Below are 14,665 nucleotides of genomic sequence, written 5' to 3' on the forward strand. Positions count from 1 at the left end.
GCTTAATGCAATTAGAAATAGATTGGAAAAACAAATGGTAAATGCAATTGGCTGTATTGAACTCAACTCTATTGCTCGGGGCTACTTGGTTGCAGATGCCATGCTAAAAGCGGCCAACGTCGAGATTTTATTTAACCGCACGATTTGCCCTGGCAAGTTTATGGTCATGGTGAGTGGGGATGTGGCCGCTATTAATGCCGCGGTTGAAACTGGGTTGCGGGTTGGCGGTGGTGAGGTGATAGATGATCTGATCATTGCGAATGTTCATCCAGATGTGTTTCCAGCTATTGCGGGTACCCGCGTTGTCGAACATACCTCAGCACTGGGTATTGTTGAAACATTTTCTGTTGCTGCAATTGTTGAAGCGGCTGATGCAGCAGTGAAGGCTGCAAATATTGAATTGCTAGAAGTCCATATGGCAATGGCCATTGGTGGTAAAGGTTTTGTCACTCTAACCGGTGATGTGGCTGCTGTACAAGCTGCGGTAGACGCTGCAGCCGACAGAATTAGGGACAAAGGTGTGTTGGTCGATAAGGTAGTGATTGCACAGCCACGCAAAGAAATTTTAGAAGGAAAAATATAACCCAGCGAATAATTACCAAACATTAGCGCCTAACAAGGCGAGCAATACGATTTAACACGTTTCACTTTTTAGCCGTATGCAGTTGCATAGGGCGGGCTTCTTACACCTTGGAAAAAGTAGCCATCACGTGCAACTGATGAAAATCATTATTTGGGAAAAGGAAGGTACATCATGAATGACATTATTCTATACATTATGGTGGGCTTTATGGTGTTGGGTGCAGTAGATAAAGTACTCGGCAACCGTTGGGGCTACGGACAGCAATTTGATGAAGGCTTCATGGCAATGGGGGCACTTGCATTAGCAATGGTCGGGGTCGTGAGTTTGGCTCCGGTTTTAGCTAACTTACTGAGTCCGGTTGTGGTGCCGCTTTACACCGCATTGGGTGCCGATCCCGCGATGTTTGCCGGTACATTATTGGCTAACGATATGGGGGGCTACCCACTGGCACAAAGTATGGCTGAAACCGAAGCTGCTGGCTTGTTTTCAGGTTTGATCCTTGGGGCCATGATGGGGCCAACATTGGTATTTACTATTCCAGTAGCTTTAGGAATTATCCAAAAAGAAGACACTAAATATCTGGCCCGTGGTGTGCTAATCGGTATGACCACCATTCCTGTTGGCTGTTTTGTAGGTGGTTTGGTCGCAGGTTTTGATATGGCCATGATCTTGGGGAATTTAGTCCCTATCGTTATTGTGGCCGGTTTGATTGCCGTTGGTCTATGGCTCAAGCCTGAAGCGATGATCCGCGGCTTTGAAGTGTTTGGTAAAGGGGTGATTGCTGTTATTACGATTGCACTGGCTGCGATTGTTGTAGAAACATTAACAGGGGTTGTTTTGATCCCGGGTATGGCACCTATCTCTGACGGTATCGAAATTGTTGGTGCTATCGCCATTGTATTGGCCGGTGCTTTCCCGATGGTACACTTTATTACTAAGCACCTGAACAAACCGCTGATCAAACTTGGTAGTTCGATGGGGATGGGAGAAACGGCAGCTGCAGGGTTAGTGGCGACAATGGCGAACAACATTGCGATGTTTAATATTTTCAAAGATATGGATAACCGCGGTAAGGTTATTAATGTTGCCTTTGCGGTGTGTGGTTCGTTTGTCTTTGGTGATCACCTTGGCTTCACCGCGGCGGTAAACAGCGACATGATTTCGGCGGTAGTGGCTGGCAAACTAGTGGGTGGTTTAAGTGCCTTAATACTTGCGGTATACGTGACTCGTAACATGACGGATGAACCAGATATGGTTCCAGCAAATCAGCCATAGTTTATAGATTTTCGTACCGCTTAGAACTTCGTACTTCTAATCATCAATATGTTTGAGGGGCAGCAGAGATGCTGCCTCTTTTTTATTTGGCCAATTAGGCGAGTGTGCATAACTTCTATACTTAAACAGGCGGGTGTTACCCGGTTGGAACGTGGCTTTAGCACTGTTAATTTGTTGCAGATGAAGGCTTTCAAGGAGGCGTTATGGCGACTAATCATGTAAAGCAGGATAACGTAGGGCAGGGCAATCAAATCCATAAAAGATCATTGAGTATGCATGAAGGTATCGCGGATTGGTGTGATACTTGTGTCTGCGAGGCAGAACCTTACTGGGTCGAAGTCGCAGAAGAGATGGGCATAAATATGAGTGACTATGAGGATGGCCATTGAAAAGTACCGCAGCGAATGGCTGCGGTATTTTTTAGGGGGATGCTGCAAGTTTGCGGCTTACTGAAGAGATTCAAGCAGGGTATTGAGCTCTTTCATCAGGTTTTCAGTTTCAGGATTACTCGTCTTCATTGCGGCAAACGTATCGGCTTGAAGTTTTTCCTGCATAGCCATCAAGGTCGCGTCAGAAAGAATGCTTTCGCGTTGTTCTGCCAGTTGACGTTTAGCAGCGGCAAATTCCTTGATCAATGCTTCACGCTCTTCTTCGCTGGTTTCAGCATTACGAACTTTGTTTTGAATCTCTTGCGCTTGGCTGATGAACTCGTCGGGGTTATAGCCAACTTCTTTAGCTTTTTCTTGATATGCAGCTTCGAATGCTTTTGCTTGTTCAACAAGCCCAGGGTTAGATTGCAGTGTCTGCTGGCGGATACTTGTTAAGTCGCGCTGGATCGCATTGATACGATACGTTGCTTCTTTTTGATTGGCAACGGTATCTGTTGCTACGTCACTGGCCTTGGATGCAGGGCTGAAGGCGAACATAGTCACAAGCATCAGTGGTAGAGCGTATTTTAATAGGTTCAATACTGAATTCGGTTGTTGCTGGGTATACGTTTTGCTGTTTTGCATAAATTAACCTTTATAGAGGGTTATCATCGCTATGACTGCAATGTATAAAAGCGCTGCAAGCGGAATGTCAGTATTGTGTCATGTATGCTGGATAAAGACTGAACAAGCATAAAAAAGCCGGCAATCCATGTGCCGGCAATAAACTTGAGATAGTGTTTTTAATTGCTGGCTGATGCCAGTCAGGGTTAGTGTTCTTCGCCCTTAAGGAATTGGGTGTCCAACTGGCAGAAAGCAACGAGAACTGCGGCGGCAGCGGCATAGAAGCCGAACTTATCGCGCTGTTTCGCTTCTGCACTGAATGCCGGCAGCCAATTGAGTAGCATGGTATTGATAAAGTTGAGTTGAGCTTGCATGACCGGCTCGGCTTGTTCTTCTGAACCTTGCTGGTTGGCCATGATGATTAGGTTACCCATGAAGTCGAGCTCGACAGCAAGATGATCGGCTGGTTCATTGAACTCTTTGCGCTGGGCAATGCCGTACTCTTCCATCAGCTTATTCATATCTTGTGCCGGCTTGTCGTTCATCAGGCCACTTTTGCCTACATACATAGAGGCATAAGGCAGGGCACCCGATTTGGGTGTGCTAAGGAACAGGCCACAGAAGTCAGCGGCAAGCTCTAGCTGGGCATCTTCACGGCTCTCCAGTCGCTTTACGGCTTCGCGGAAGGCTTCTACCGGCTGCTTAAGCTCTGGGGTCATGGCCAAACCTGACAAGAAAGTGACCATGTCGCCACCACGGTACTGTTCGATGTCCTGCTCGGTTAGCTCACGAGCGAAAAGGGATGACATCCACCAATAAATCTCTGCGCGCTGTTCGTTGAAAGCAATAAACTCTTTCATGATCACTCCAAATCAAGGCATACGGCTAGCTAGTTTCGCCGTATAGAAAACATATTCAAATAGAATAAATTATGCATTTATTATACGTGAATAGGTTCTTTAAACACACTGTTATAAAAGTAAAAAAATACTCAGAGGCCGAAGCCTCCGAGTCGGGCGGTATACCGTCCTGCACGCAGGGTAGTATACCGCCCGGGACACTAACTTATTCTAGATCCATTGCTGGGAAGAGTGGGTTAATGTCAGTAACGGCTGTTGGGCCGTGGAAACCGGTAACGGCTGGAACCGTCCCCGTGTACTTCTCGATCTCTACCTGTGCAGAGGATGCGATAGTTGCCTGAGCCAGTTTTGATGAACCGATATCCTGAGTCAGTACGTTTGGATCACCGTAAGTACAGATAGTACCTGGTTTGCCACCTTCAAGTGGGCTGTACCATGCACCTTCGTGGATACGACAAACGCCAGACATGTAGTCATCAGATACCACTGCGCCAGCAAGAACTTCACCACGGTCGTTGAATACGCGTACGATATCACCTGACTTGATGCCACGTGCTTTTGCGTCTTCCGTACTGATGTAAACCGGTTCACGGTCAGCAACCGCATATGTTGCACGGTGCTCAGTAGAAGAACACAGCTGCGAGTGCAGGCGGTGTTTCGGGTGAGTACTTTGCATGTTCAGCGGGAATTTATCTGAACGAGGACCACCGTGGCTACGCTCAGTTTTCTCGAACCACATTGGATGGCCCTGACAGTCGTCGTAGTTCATATCGGCGATAGTCTTACAGTAGATCTCGATAAGGCCGGTTGCAGTACCTAGTGGCTCAAGATCCGGTTCGTTACGGAATGATTCGTGACGAACCCACTCAGTACCAGCAGGGAACTCGATGAAGCCTTCTTCTTCCCAGAACTTATTGAAGTTAGACATGCGTACACCGATACCACGTCCTTGCAGGCGGGCACCGTTGTAGAACTGCTCAATCCACTCCATCTGTGACTTGCCTTCGGTGAAGGCTTCTTCACGATCATAGCGGCGACACAGTTCACGGAAGATGTCGAAATCGTCTTTCGCTTCGTACATTGGCTCTACGACTTTAGGTAGGGCAATGATACCGGCGTTGGAGTGGTTACCGTATTGTTCGATATCGTTACGCTCGTGCGTTGTGGTTGCAGGTAGAACGATATCGGCAAAACGACAAGTAGCTGTCCACTGGTGGTCTACAGAAACAACCGTTTCCAGTTTACGCCACGTTTTGATCATCTTGTTACGATCTTGGTGGTGGTGGAACGGGTTGTTACCACAGAATATCGCCATTTTCATCTCAGGGAATTTAACTGAATGGCCATTCCACTCAATTGTCTTACCTGGGTTTTCAATACAGTCAACAAAACGCGCAACAGGAATAAAGTTTGAGTAACCTTTGTATGAACCGTTGTGGATTGGAGCAACACCGGTAACACCACTAAAGCCAGACATCAACGGACCGGCAGACGTTACCGAGCCCGCATCGTTGTAGTGCCAGCCAAAGCCGAAACCACCACCTGGCAGACCAATTTGGCCCAGCATTGCGGCTACAACAACCAGCATCCACGCGTACTGCTCGCCGTGCTGCATACGCTGTAGACACCAGCCACCGATGATCTGGGTACGGCCCGAAGCCATTTGACGAGCAAGCTCACGGATGGTATCAGCATCAATACCACAAATTTTCGCAGCCCATTCTGGTGTTTTCGCAACACCGTCTTTCTCACCAAGTAGGTATGGCAGGAATTTGTCGAAACCTGTGGTGTAGTCAGCCAGGAACTCTTTGTTGTAGCGGTTCTCTGTGTATAGCGTGTGCGCAATCGCCAGCATCAAAGGAACATCTGTTTGTGGGTTCACTTTAACCTGCTCGCCACCGACAAACTTCTGGGTGTCAGAAACAACGGGATCAACGTAGATAACTTTGATTTCGTTGTTTTTAACTTTTTCTGCTAGCTGATCAAAGTAAGCATATGGGCTGTGATCTGGAACCAACCAGCCAACCTGCAGGTTTTTAATCGGGTCAGAACCCCAGATCACGATGGTGTCTGAATGCTCAAGCACTAGCGGCCAAGAAGTCTGCTGTTCGTAAACTTCCATTGCACCGGCAACGTATGGCAAAACCACCTGTGCAGCACCTGTTGAGTAATCCCCCATTTTCGCTAGGAATGTACCGTGCAGGCCGATGGCACGCATCATCATGGTACCAGCAGAGTGCAGTTTGCCAACTGACTGCCAACCCGTGTGGCCGGCGTATAGTGCACTTGGGCCGTAGTTGTTCTGGACTCGCTCCATCTCATGGTAGAAGAAATCCAATGCCTGAGACCAAGGCACGCGCACAAAACGGTTGTCACCACGCTGGGTTGTGTCTGATTTGTAACCGTGCTTCAACCAGTCTAGGCGAACCATCGGGTACTTAATACGTGCTGGGTTGTAAACAACTTCACGCACACCGTCGATCATTGTGGTTGGGTGCTTGTCTTTTTCGAATGGTACGGTATCAACCCATACGCCGTTCTCGACTTTGGCTCGGAACGCACCCCAGTGGGAGCCAGAGAGCACTTCACCAGAGAAGCTTGTTTTGGTCTCGGTTGCAGCCATGGCGCTACGTGGGGCCAGTAGGCTAGTACCAACAACTGATGCAGCACTCGCTACTACCATGCCAGATAAGAAGCGGCGGCGAGAAACGCCTTTATTTAGAATTTGAGTTGCCATTGAGCAATTCCTTAAATTTGAATTCTTTGTGCGTGGGAGGGGGAAGATGCCTTCCCCCCCTGCTAACAGGAATTAATGTGCGCCAGCGCCGCCGGTGTCACTACCGTGGTTCTGAAGGTACTTCAGTAGGGTACGCTCTTCAGTTTTGCTTAGACGGTAGTATGCGCTCATGCCGTTCAGGCTTGAGATCCAACCGTTTGCAGTAAAATGCCCAGGTGCTGGGGCTGCGTGGCATGCAGTACAGGTAGAGCCGTACATGCCTTCTGCGTAGTTCCAGATTGGTTGGATGTCATCAATCATGTCATCTTTGGTGATCCAGCCTTCAACAGAAACGTGCTGCCAAACGATGTTGGTTGTCGCATCTGTTTGCTCTTCGAGAAGTTGCTCTGAAGCTTTCACATCACCACGAATTGTCGCCTTGAATACACGTTTACCCATGTATTCAGTAAGCACTCGACCACGACCTTCTTTCTCAAGCCAGCCATCAATCTTCACTTTCATCATGTCACCATCACGCTCAAGCACAGTAACTTCAGAGGCTGGTAACAGGTTGCCTGATACGGTGCTGTTTGCATCAGCAACGGCAAAAATACTCTTTTCGCTGAGTGAGTAAAGGGTCTCTGCAACGGCACCTTGCGTGTTAGCCGTCGCTTGAAGCTCTTCGAAGTCTTTCTGGAAGCCGCCCGCCATGTTCGGTAGTTCGTGGGCAATACCTTTGTGACACTCGATACAGTTCATGTCTTCAGCTGCCGCTTTGTTCATTTCAAACGCAGCTTGAGCAGACTGTTTGGAGTGATCCATTGCATCGTAAGAGTGACAGCTCTTACAGGTTTTAGAGTTCTGGCTCTTCATACGATCCCAAACGGCGGTTGCCAGTTCGAGACGGTGTTCTTCCAGCAATTCTGGGGTATCAATCTTCTTGGTGATGAAGTGGTTGTATACATCTTTCCATGCGCCAAGTTTACGCTGAAGCTTGCCTGGCAAATCTTTTGGCTGGTGACAGTCTACACACTCGGCACGAACACCTGAGGCATTTTTAAAGTGAATGCTTTGTTTGTACTCTTCGTAGTTCTGTTCCATTGTATGGCAAGACGTACAGAATTCAGTTGTAGAAGCGAATTCAAAACTCTTGTGTACGGTCAAAACGCCCGCCAAGGTAATACCAATACCAACCAAGACCAGCGCAAGAATCGAATACTTGCTGCTAGGCTTAGTTAACATTTGCCAAAGTTTTTTCATAGTGGAATATTCCAATTTAGAATGAATGCCTGCCGTAAACTACGGTGACGTTTAAATTTTTATGGGGTAATCTTAATTCCACGATGTGAATAAGGTTAATGGCGGCGGTGAACAGGATTTGCTTGATTATGACAAATTGTGAATAGCCGCTTCCTGTGCTAACGTTTTATAGAACAGTAAATAAGACATAAAGAGAAAGAAATGAGTCATCACGTACTTGTAGTAGAGGATGAAATTGTTACCCGTACCAAATTGGTTGGGTACTTTGAAAACGAGGGATATAAAGTTAGTCAGGCCGAAAGTGGCGCGCAGATGCGTGAGGTTATGGCCAGTGAAAGAATCGACTTGGTCATGCTCGATATTAACCTTCCGGGTGAAGATGGCTTGATGCTAACACGCGAGCTCAGAAGCCGCTCTGAAGTCGGTATTATCTTGGTGACAGGACGTACAGACAGTATTGATCGTATCGTCGGATTAGAAATGGGTGCCGATGATTATGTCACTAAACCATTCGAACTTCGCGAGCTACTGGTACGCGTGAAAAACCTGCTGTGGCGTATCTCTCTGGTCGAAAAAGCACGTGATGAAACCATTGTTGAGATGCAGGAAGATAGCATTATTCGCTTTGGTGATTGGCAGTTTGATATCAACAAACGTGCGCTTACTCATAACGGGGTTCCGGTAAAACTGACCAAGGCCGAATATGAGTTGTTGGTGGCATTTTCTTCACATCCTAATGTGGTGTTAAGTCGTGAACGTATCTTGAATATGCTAAGCCACCGTGTTGAAGCGCCGAACGATCGCACCATCGATGTCCTCATTCGCCGTATGCGTTCGAAGATGGAAATTGATCCGAAAAACCCACAGATATTTGTGACGGTACACGGCGAAGGTTACATGTTCGCGGGTGACTAATTACCCGTCAACGCACTACTGACTCGCTGAAATATTTTGTAATAACTAGGCCGGTATCCATAGGGTATCGGCCTTTTTCGTGTGATTCTATCGGCAATTATGTTGATCTTGATCAAACGTAATTGCGTGATGTGAATAGCGAAGAGGCTCTCATAAACAAGACTCTCGCAATTTAATTTGCGCTTTATGGTTAAAAGTTAATGTACGGTTGGGTTATACGGTTTTTATTGTTGCGCGGGCAGTGGTGTGGAGAGCAGTTATCTACTCGGTAGAGTGACTGTTTGGTCGTAAATTATACCCTCAAGAGGTTAATTAGCAGGCGGTTAACTGCTGTGGGCGTTTTTATTAAGGGAGATGGCTATTTTTAGCACAGTCTATGAAGAAATATGAATTCACTTTTCTGATAACAGAAGCAATAAAGCCTGACTTCAGTCAGGCTTTATCTTAGCAAGTGAGTGCGCTTTTATCCCGCTTAAAGCGCGACTTGTTGATTAAGGATGCTCTCAGTTAGCGTGTTGATCTTAGGAAAACTAATCAAACTTTGCTTGGCTATTTCTTGTTGTTCTTCCAGTACACCTTTGAGTATTTGCTCTGTGGTTAGCGGGTTAGCAAGCACAACACGGAAAACCGTTGTTAGCCTACGGTCCCACGCTTCTGGTGTAATACGCGTACGAGACACAAACGATTTGCCGGATTCACGTTGGCGCTTCTGGATGAATTTGGTCATATCATCAAGGGCGGCTAGTAACTCTTCACGCTGTTCGGGATCGGCAAGACGAAGGGCGTCCTGAGTCCGAGCGGGTGCATATCGGTAAGTCAGTAGGCATAACTCAGGTTCAGAAATCAGCTCAAAGTCAGGATGCTCATTGATTAGCGATGCAAAATACTGGGCTTTTTCTATGCTGGTGTTGATCAGCATTTCATAGCCTGGCCGACTGATAATATTGAGGCTGGCATACAGCAGCATCGCCATCCCGCTTCTTGAGCCTTCCAGTGTATGGCTACCCAGATCTTTTGAGCCTTTACGCAAGATATATTCAGCGTGATGTTCAATAGCCGTCATTAAGGCTGGATTCTTAAAGATGACCATACCTGCGCCCATAGGAACGTAGAGCTGTTTGTGGGCATCTATCGTTACTGAGTCTGCCCGTTCGATCCCTTTAAGCAGAGAGCGATAGGTGTTGGACATCAGTGTTGCGCCACCCCATGCGGCATCGACATGAAAGTGACAGCCATATTCCTGCGCCAGATCAGCCAGATCTTCGAGTGGATCGATATTACCTGTTTCCGTCGTACCAGCTACCCCGACAATTGCAAAGGCCTTGATGTTCTTCTGCCTTAGCTCATCAAGCTTGGCGCGCATTTCGTTAACACACACGCGGTTATGGCTGTCAGTTTTGATTGGGATCAGGCAGTCTCTGCCTAGGCCCAGTACATCGGTGGCTTTCTTAAGTGAATAGTGGCCACGCTCCGAAACCAAAACGACCAGATCCTCATAGCCATAGTGCTTCATTGCTTTGAATAAGCCTTCTTGCGCGACCCCTTTGAATTCTCCGTCAGGCTTTAATGCACTGTTTCTCGCAACCCAAAGAGCTGTGATGTTGGCGATAGTACCACCGGAACAAAAGGCGCCTAGTGAGTGGTTGGCGCTGTGCATCCACTGTTGGTAAAAGGCGTCTTCCTCGTGGTAAATCAAATTGTGAAGCATCCCCAATACCTGCCGCTCCAATGGCGTAAATGCCTTGGAGGTCTCGATCTTCACCAGATTTTGATTCAGGCCAATCATAATCTTGGACAGCGGCATCAAGAAGTAGGGCAGGGCCGACGTCATATGGCCGATAAATGTCGGTGCAGATGTGTGCACTGACTGGGCAACCAGTTTGTCCAATAGGAAATGGGTATGCTCAGAGACAAAGCTCGGGCGCTCAGGTATATCTGCAGACGAGAAGTCTTTTTCGATTTCTGCCAGAGGTTTTTCACGGGCAGCGATATGCGTTTGCAAAAACGCATTCAGGTTTTCTGAAATCTCTTTTTCAATCCGACCTAAGGTCGATTCAGGTGCTTCCGGCACTGTAAAAATGCGATGCAACGACTCTTGGGTTGCATCGGCTTTTTTGTGATCCACTACTGCCATAACGATTAATAACTTGTAACTATTTCGGCAAATTGCAGCTAATTTAATGCAATTTGCCGCTGCTGTCGAAAAAAAATTAGAACCGGTAGTTCATACCGACGGTAAAAAGTAAGCTCTCTTCATCATAAAATGCGATGTTTGAGTTACTTTGGTTATAGCCTATCAGCGAGACTAAGTTCCAGTTTTTCCAGCCCATAGGCGCATCGTATTGTGACGCCAAGAACAAACCCCACTTATCATCTTGCTGTGTACGTTCGAATATTGGGTTTTGTTCATCAAAGTCAATATAGTTGTAGCTTAGTGTCAGAGCAAAGCTTGCTTTGTTGACTCGCTGTACAACACCGAGCTCTGCGCCGTAGCTGTCACTGGCCATCGCATTGCCTTGTGCATCATTGCGAGTATAGCTGATGGCTGAGCGCAAGAATTGTGTTCGGCGTATTGGCATGAAGTGGCTTAGCTGGGCATAGTAAATGTCAGATTGCCTGTCGAGTGATTGTTTCTGAGCATCAGACAACGTGGTTTGGCTTGAACCGCTGGTTTCTTCGTCGAGGTCCTGGTTGCCACCTGAAAGTTCTAGTGAGAAATTACTGCCAAGGATCTGATTATATTGGAAACGTACCCCTTTAATTTTACTGTCTGTTTTAGCTCTGCTTTGGTTTCGTAGGTAAGGGTCTTGCCATGTTTCACTCGTTAATAAGCCTGGAACATAGCTAAAAACCAATACTCCCTTGTTATCAAGCTTGTGTTTGTAGCCTAATTCGACATGGAAGCGACCGAACGCCAAGTCAGAGCGACTGGTACCGAAGTAAACCTGTTTGTCTAGTGCTTGGTTGGTATAGCTAATGGTCCCAAGTGGAGCGACAAGGAAGTTACTTTCTTTGTCTGCTTTACCATAATCACTGATGGTGCTGTCATCAGTATTAAACGGAGAGCGGCTTTCCGAATACCCCGCTAATAGCGAGATATCAGCATTAAAACCAGCAGACCATCGCTGTGGCTGGTTAGCTTGTGCATTGCTGGCTATGCCAAAAGCCAGTATGGGAAAGCATAATGCGTTAATGTACCGGTGTATCATCGTGGATCCTTCCTAAGAGCAGAGATTCATCCAGAAAAAGAGTTGCTTAGCCATAGCAGAATACATTATCCGCCATGTATCAATCAGCACTGGTATACAATTGGAGGTAGATATTGGCCCAGTGAATATGCAATTCGTGTCTGGTATCAGATACTACGCTTATTTACACTTCATATCAGCAATCACTGCCATTTTTTCGTTATAGGCATTAAGTGGTTTTTCGATATTTCCCGGGTGCGTGAGCAATTCGGCGAAAGCACTTCGCAAGGCATAGTTTTGCGGATGGGGATTACTTTGTCTGTCGTCGAAGGCCAGTTTCGCCGCTTTGCCCAATTTTGAATTCTGTTCTGCGGATAAGGCTTTGACATCTTGCTGTGTTAGGTTCAGCCATGATTCAACGGGGAGAGAAAGCGATAGCTTGTCCTTGTCATTGGCGAGATACCAATCAAAGGCATCGCGGTTCAATTCGAAGTGATGCTTGCGGCCTTCAAGAAACCATTGACCAACGTCGCTAAGACTCGGATCTTTTTCTACTGCCAATTCAACGAGGCTCTCATACCAGTTGAGGGAGGCATCAATGTACTGATGGTATTTTTCACTTTCACAATTTGTCGAAGAAGCAAAAGCAATGGAAGGGATAAGTGCTGTTGAGAGTATTAATGCTGCTAACTTCATTTCTGTTCCTTGAACTGAGCGTATTGATGCTGTCTCCAAGTCTTACAACTTGAAATCACCTAGATATAAGGCAGCTGCTTTTTTCTGTGCTTTTATCTGCCGCAATCTCCTGAATCTCCCGATTGTAGCTATTTGATTGCCATAAGGAAAAGATTTCTTTAACAGAATTGATTGTTGTTAACATAAATGCTCGGGTTGTTCAGTTTCTTTACTCAAAAAAACAAGGAGGCAATAGCCTCCTTGTTTAATCGGTTAGCGTGAGCTTGTTACTTGCTCTGCTTGTTCATCGCGACGGAAATACAGTATGCAGCGCCGCCCCATGTAATGCCCAAGCCGAAAAGCATCATAATTATCGCACCTGTGGTCATAGTTTGGCCTCCTGCTGTGGCTGTGGTTTAGATGAAACATTGATAATGACGGCAACAATAAACATTGCGGCAACAAGGCCCCAGCCCAACATCAGAAGATCAGAGGTTTCGTAACCGCCATAGCCATCATTGAATGTGTTAACGAGGTTAGTACCCAGAATAACAGCCAGCATTGCAGGGCTAAGGAATCGGATACAGATTTCAAACCATTTACCGATACCAAACTCTGAGATGCTGTTTACATAGCTACGAATATCAGACACTTTCAGCAGCCATGCAATGACGATGAGTTCAACCAAGCAACTAGCCAGAAGGGCAACGTTATTAATGAAGTAGTCAACCAAATCAAGTAGTAGTAAGCCGCCATTGGTGGCAAATGCCATGGAAACTACAAAGCCACTACCACACACCAAAGAAGCAGCAAGCTTGCGAGTGATGTTTAGCTTGTCGATGATGGCTGACGTAACCGCTTCAATAATTGAAATGTGCGAGCTTAAGCCTGCAACAACCAAAGCCAAGAAGAACAGTGGACCTAAAATATAGGGTGCAGGTAGTAAGTTAATTGCTGCGGGAATGGTGACAAATGCCAAGCCGACACCCGCCGACACCACCTCTGTGATTGGCTTAGCCTGCTCTTGTGCCATGTAGCCCAATACACCGAAGATCAATACACCGGCTGTGATAGAGAAGCCACAGTTGATGAGGACAGTCATAAAGGCGTTGTTGTTGATATCAGACTTCTCCGGCAGGTAGCTAGAGTAAGCTATCATGATGGCAAAGCCGACACTCAGGGTGAAGAAAATTTGACCGTATGCCGCTGACCAGACTTTGGCATCCATGATCTTGCTAAAATCAGGCTGGAATAAGTAATTTAGTCCATCGAGTGCACCCGGAAGGAAGGCAACGCGCGCGATCAACGCAATAACCATGATAAACAGCAAAGGCATCATAATTTTGCTTGCACGCTCAATCCCCCCTTTGACACCGGTGAAAATTGCAGCAAAGGTGATCGCCCAGGCAATTGCCATCGGGATAGCAATGTGGCTTTGCAGGCTGCCTAGTTTGCTTGGACTGTTGTCACCTAGCTTCAGGTATTCACTAAAGAAAAAGGCATTGGTATCCGTACCCCAGCTTTGGGTGAATGAATAGCTCAGGTAAGAAATTGCCCAACCGATAATCGCCACGTAGTAAACGGCGATAATTGCCGCAATAAAGACTTGAAACCAACCTAACCACTCAAACTTTAGGCCGAGTTTGGAAAAAGCTCTTGGTGCGGCACCACGAAGTTTATGACCAAGGCTGAACTCCATAATCATAAAAGGGATACCGGCGGTGAGCATGGCAAAAAGGTAAGGGATAAAAAAGGCGCCACCACCATTTTCGTAGGCCATATAAGGGAAACGCCAGATGTTCCCTAGACCTATTGCAGAGCCGACAGCTGCCAGAATAAATCCAGCACGTGAGCCCCATTGTTCACGTTTCATATACATCTCCTTATGTACTGCAAATCACTATGGAAATAGGATTAGTCAGAGAATTAGTCCAATTATTATCGATACTTAGCGTGAGAATCAAAGGTAAGACCACGCTGATGAGACGAGATTAACTAGAGTAAACATGTAAAGCAATAGAGAGTAAGGTTGTAGCGAGAGGTTTGAGTAGTTGTTAATTTTCGCTTTTGGGTGATTTGCTAGTGAAGAAAACTGTGAACTGGTTCTTGTTGGTGGGAAAAACTAGCGAGATAGAAAATACGTGGTTGGAAATATTATTTTACAAACTCATTGATTTAGTCTGTAAATTAGCCAGTTTTCA

Annotated in this window: 13 protein-coding genes; 4 read left to right on the forward strand and 9 right to left on the reverse strand. The window is 46.5% G+C overall.

What is annotated here, in order from left to right:
* The first annotated feature begins 34 nt into the window (after positions 1 to 34).
* The 3 genes from C9I99_RS10035 (at position 35) to C9I99_RS10045 (ending at position 2,247) form a co-directional block, all read left to right on the forward strand.
* A complete protein-coding gene (locus tag C9I99_RS10035; RefSeq protein WP_107348736.1) occupies positions 35 to 583 on the forward strand; it encodes a BMC domain-containing protein in 549 nt (182 codons plus the stop codon).
* 171 nt (positions 584 to 754) lie between these two features.
* Positions 755 to 1,858 carry an ethanolamine utilization protein EutH gene (gene eutH / locus C9I99_RS10040; RefSeq protein ID WP_107348737.1) on the forward strand — a complete coding sequence of 368 codons (1,104 nt, stop codon included), beginning with the start codon at positions 755 to 757 and terminating at the stop codon, positions 1,856 to 1,858.
* A gap of 203 nt (positions 1,859 to 2,061) precedes the next feature.
* Positions 2,062 to 2,247, forward strand: coding sequence for a hypothetical protein (locus C9I99_RS10045; protein WP_107348738.1), 186 nt, complete (start codon positions 2,062 to 2,064; stop codon positions 2,245 to 2,247).
* A 57-nt stretch (positions 2,248 to 2,304) separates the two neighbouring features.
* On the opposite strand, the gene C9I99_RS10050 is transcribed toward C9I99_RS10045, so the two are convergent.
* The 4 genes from C9I99_RS10050 to torC all read right to left on the reverse strand — a co-directional run bounded on the left by C9I99_RS10050 (position 2,305) and on the right by torC (position 7,686).
* Positions 2,305 to 2,871, reverse strand: a complete 567-nt coding sequence (locus tag C9I99_RS10050; RefSeq protein ID WP_107348739.1) for a hypothetical protein — start codon at positions 2,869 to 2,871, stop codon at positions 2,305 to 2,307.
* Positions 2,872 to 3,056: 185 nt separating this feature from the next.
* Entirely contained in the window at positions 3,057 to 3,710 is a 654-nt protein-coding gene (gene torD / locus C9I99_RS10055) for a molecular chaperone TorD (RefSeq protein WP_107348740.1), read from the reverse strand.
* A 205-nt stretch (positions 3,711 to 3,915) separates the two neighbouring features.
* Positions 3,916 to 6,447: a trimethylamine-N-oxide reductase TorA gene (torA, locus tag C9I99_RS10060; protein WP_107348741.1), complete on the reverse strand. Its 2,532-nt coding sequence runs from the start codon at positions 6,445 to 6,447 to the stop codon at positions 3,916 to 3,918.
* Between the two features lie 72 nt (positions 6,448 to 6,519).
* Positions 6,520 to 7,686, reverse strand: a complete 1,167-nt coding sequence (gene torC / locus C9I99_RS10065) for a pentaheme c-type cytochrome TorC (protein WP_107348742.1) — start codon at positions 7,684 to 7,686, stop codon at positions 6,520 to 6,522.
* A 201-nt stretch (positions 7,687 to 7,887) separates the two neighbouring features.
* Between torC and torR the strand changes: the two genes are divergently transcribed.
* On the forward strand, positions 7,888 to 8,601 hold the full coding sequence (torR, locus tag C9I99_RS10070; protein ID WP_107348743.1) for a two-component system response regulator TorR: 714 nt from the start codon (positions 7,888 to 7,890) through the stop codon (positions 8,599 to 8,601).
* A 472-nt stretch (positions 8,602 to 9,073) separates the two neighbouring features.
* Here torR and panP read toward each other — a convergent pair whose 3' ends face one another.
* The 5 genes from panP to C9I99_RS10095 all read right to left on the reverse strand — a co-directional run bounded on the left by panP (position 9,074) and on the right by C9I99_RS10095 (position 14,337).
* Positions 9,074 to 10,735, reverse strand: a complete 1,662-nt coding sequence (gene panP, locus C9I99_RS10075) for a pyridoxal-dependent aspartate 1-decarboxylase PanP (protein WP_107348744.1) — start codon at positions 10,733 to 10,735, stop codon at positions 9,074 to 9,076.
* Between the two features lie 76 nt (positions 10,736 to 10,811).
* Positions 10,812 to 11,810, reverse strand: coding sequence for a DUF2860 domain-containing protein (locus C9I99_RS10080; RefSeq protein ID WP_107348745.1), 999 nt, complete (start codon positions 11,808 to 11,810; stop codon positions 10,812 to 10,814).
* Between the two features lie 159 nt (positions 11,811 to 11,969).
* Complete coding sequence (locus C9I99_RS10085; protein WP_107348746.1) at positions 11,970 to 12,485, reverse strand: hypothetical protein; 516 nt, start codon at positions 12,483 to 12,485, stop codon at positions 11,970 to 11,972.
* Between the two features lie 266 nt (positions 12,486 to 12,751).
* Positions 12,752 to 12,853 (reverse strand): MetS family NSS transporter small subunit, encoded by a 102-nt coding sequence (locus C9I99_RS10090; protein ID WP_107348747.1) that lies wholly within the window; start codon positions 12,851 to 12,853, stop codon positions 12,752 to 12,754.
* The gene (locus tag C9I99_RS10095) at positions 12,850 to 14,337 is read right to left on the reverse strand and encodes a sodium-dependent transporter (protein ID WP_107348748.1); all 1,488 of its coding nucleotides are present in this window, start codon (positions 14,335 to 14,337) and stop codon (positions 12,850 to 12,852) included. The genes C9I99_RS10090 and C9I99_RS10095 overlap by 4 nt, the downstream gene beginning before the upstream one ends.
* Positions 14,338 to 14,665 lie beyond the last annotated feature (328 nt).

The sequence above is a fragment of the Photobacterium lutimaris genome, assembly GCF_003025555.1.
GTDB lineage: Bacteria > Pseudomonadota > Gammaproteobacteria > Enterobacterales > Vibrionaceae > Photobacterium > Photobacterium lutimaris.

Bases quoted from the DNA above. Each gene is read 5' to 3' on its own strand.
- C9I99_RS10035 (WP_107348736.1), top strand. From the start codon at position 35: ATGGTAAATGCAATTGGCTGTATTGAACTCAACTCTATTGCTCGGGGC.
- eutH (WP_107348737.1), top strand. From the start codon at position 755: ATGAATGACATTATTCTATACATTATGGTGGGCTTTATGGTGTTGGGT.
- C9I99_RS10045 (WP_107348738.1), top strand. From the start codon at position 2,062: ATGGCGACTAATCATGTAAAGCAGGATAACGTAGGGCAGGGCAATCAA.
- C9I99_RS10050 (WP_107348739.1), bottom strand. From the start codon at position 2,871: ATGCAAAACAGCAAAACGTATACCCAGCAACAACCGAATTCAGTATTG.
- torD (WP_107348740.1), bottom strand. From the start codon at position 3,710: ATGAAAGAGTTTATTGCTTTCAACGAACAGCGCGCAGAGATTTATTGG.
- torA (WP_107348741.1), bottom strand. From the start codon at position 6,447: ATGGCAACTCAAATTCTAAATAAAGGCGTTTCTCGCCGCCGCTTCTTA.
- torC (WP_107348742.1), bottom strand. From the start codon at position 7,686: ATGAAAAAACTTTGGCAAATGTTAACTAAGCCTAGCAGCAAGTATTCG.
- torR (WP_107348743.1), top strand. From the start codon at position 7,888: ATGAGTCATCACGTACTTGTAGTAGAGGATGAAATTGTTACCCGTACC.
- panP (WP_107348744.1), bottom strand. From the start codon at position 10,735: ATGGCAGTAGTGGATCACAAAAAAGCCGATGCAACCCAAGAGTCGTTG.
- C9I99_RS10080 (WP_107348745.1), bottom strand. From the start codon at position 11,810: ATGATACACCGGTACATTAACGCATTATGCTTTCCCATACTGGCTTTT.
- C9I99_RS10085 (WP_107348746.1), bottom strand. From the start codon at position 12,485: ATGAAGTTAGCAGCATTAATACTCTCAACAGCACTTATCCCTTCCATT.
- C9I99_RS10090 (WP_107348747.1), bottom strand. From the start codon at position 12,853: ATGACCACAGGTGCGATAATTATGATGCTTTTCGGCTTGGGCATTACA.
- C9I99_RS10095 (WP_107348748.1), bottom strand. From the start codon at position 14,337: ATGAAACGTGAACAATGGGGCTCACGTGCTGGATTTATTCTGGCAGCT.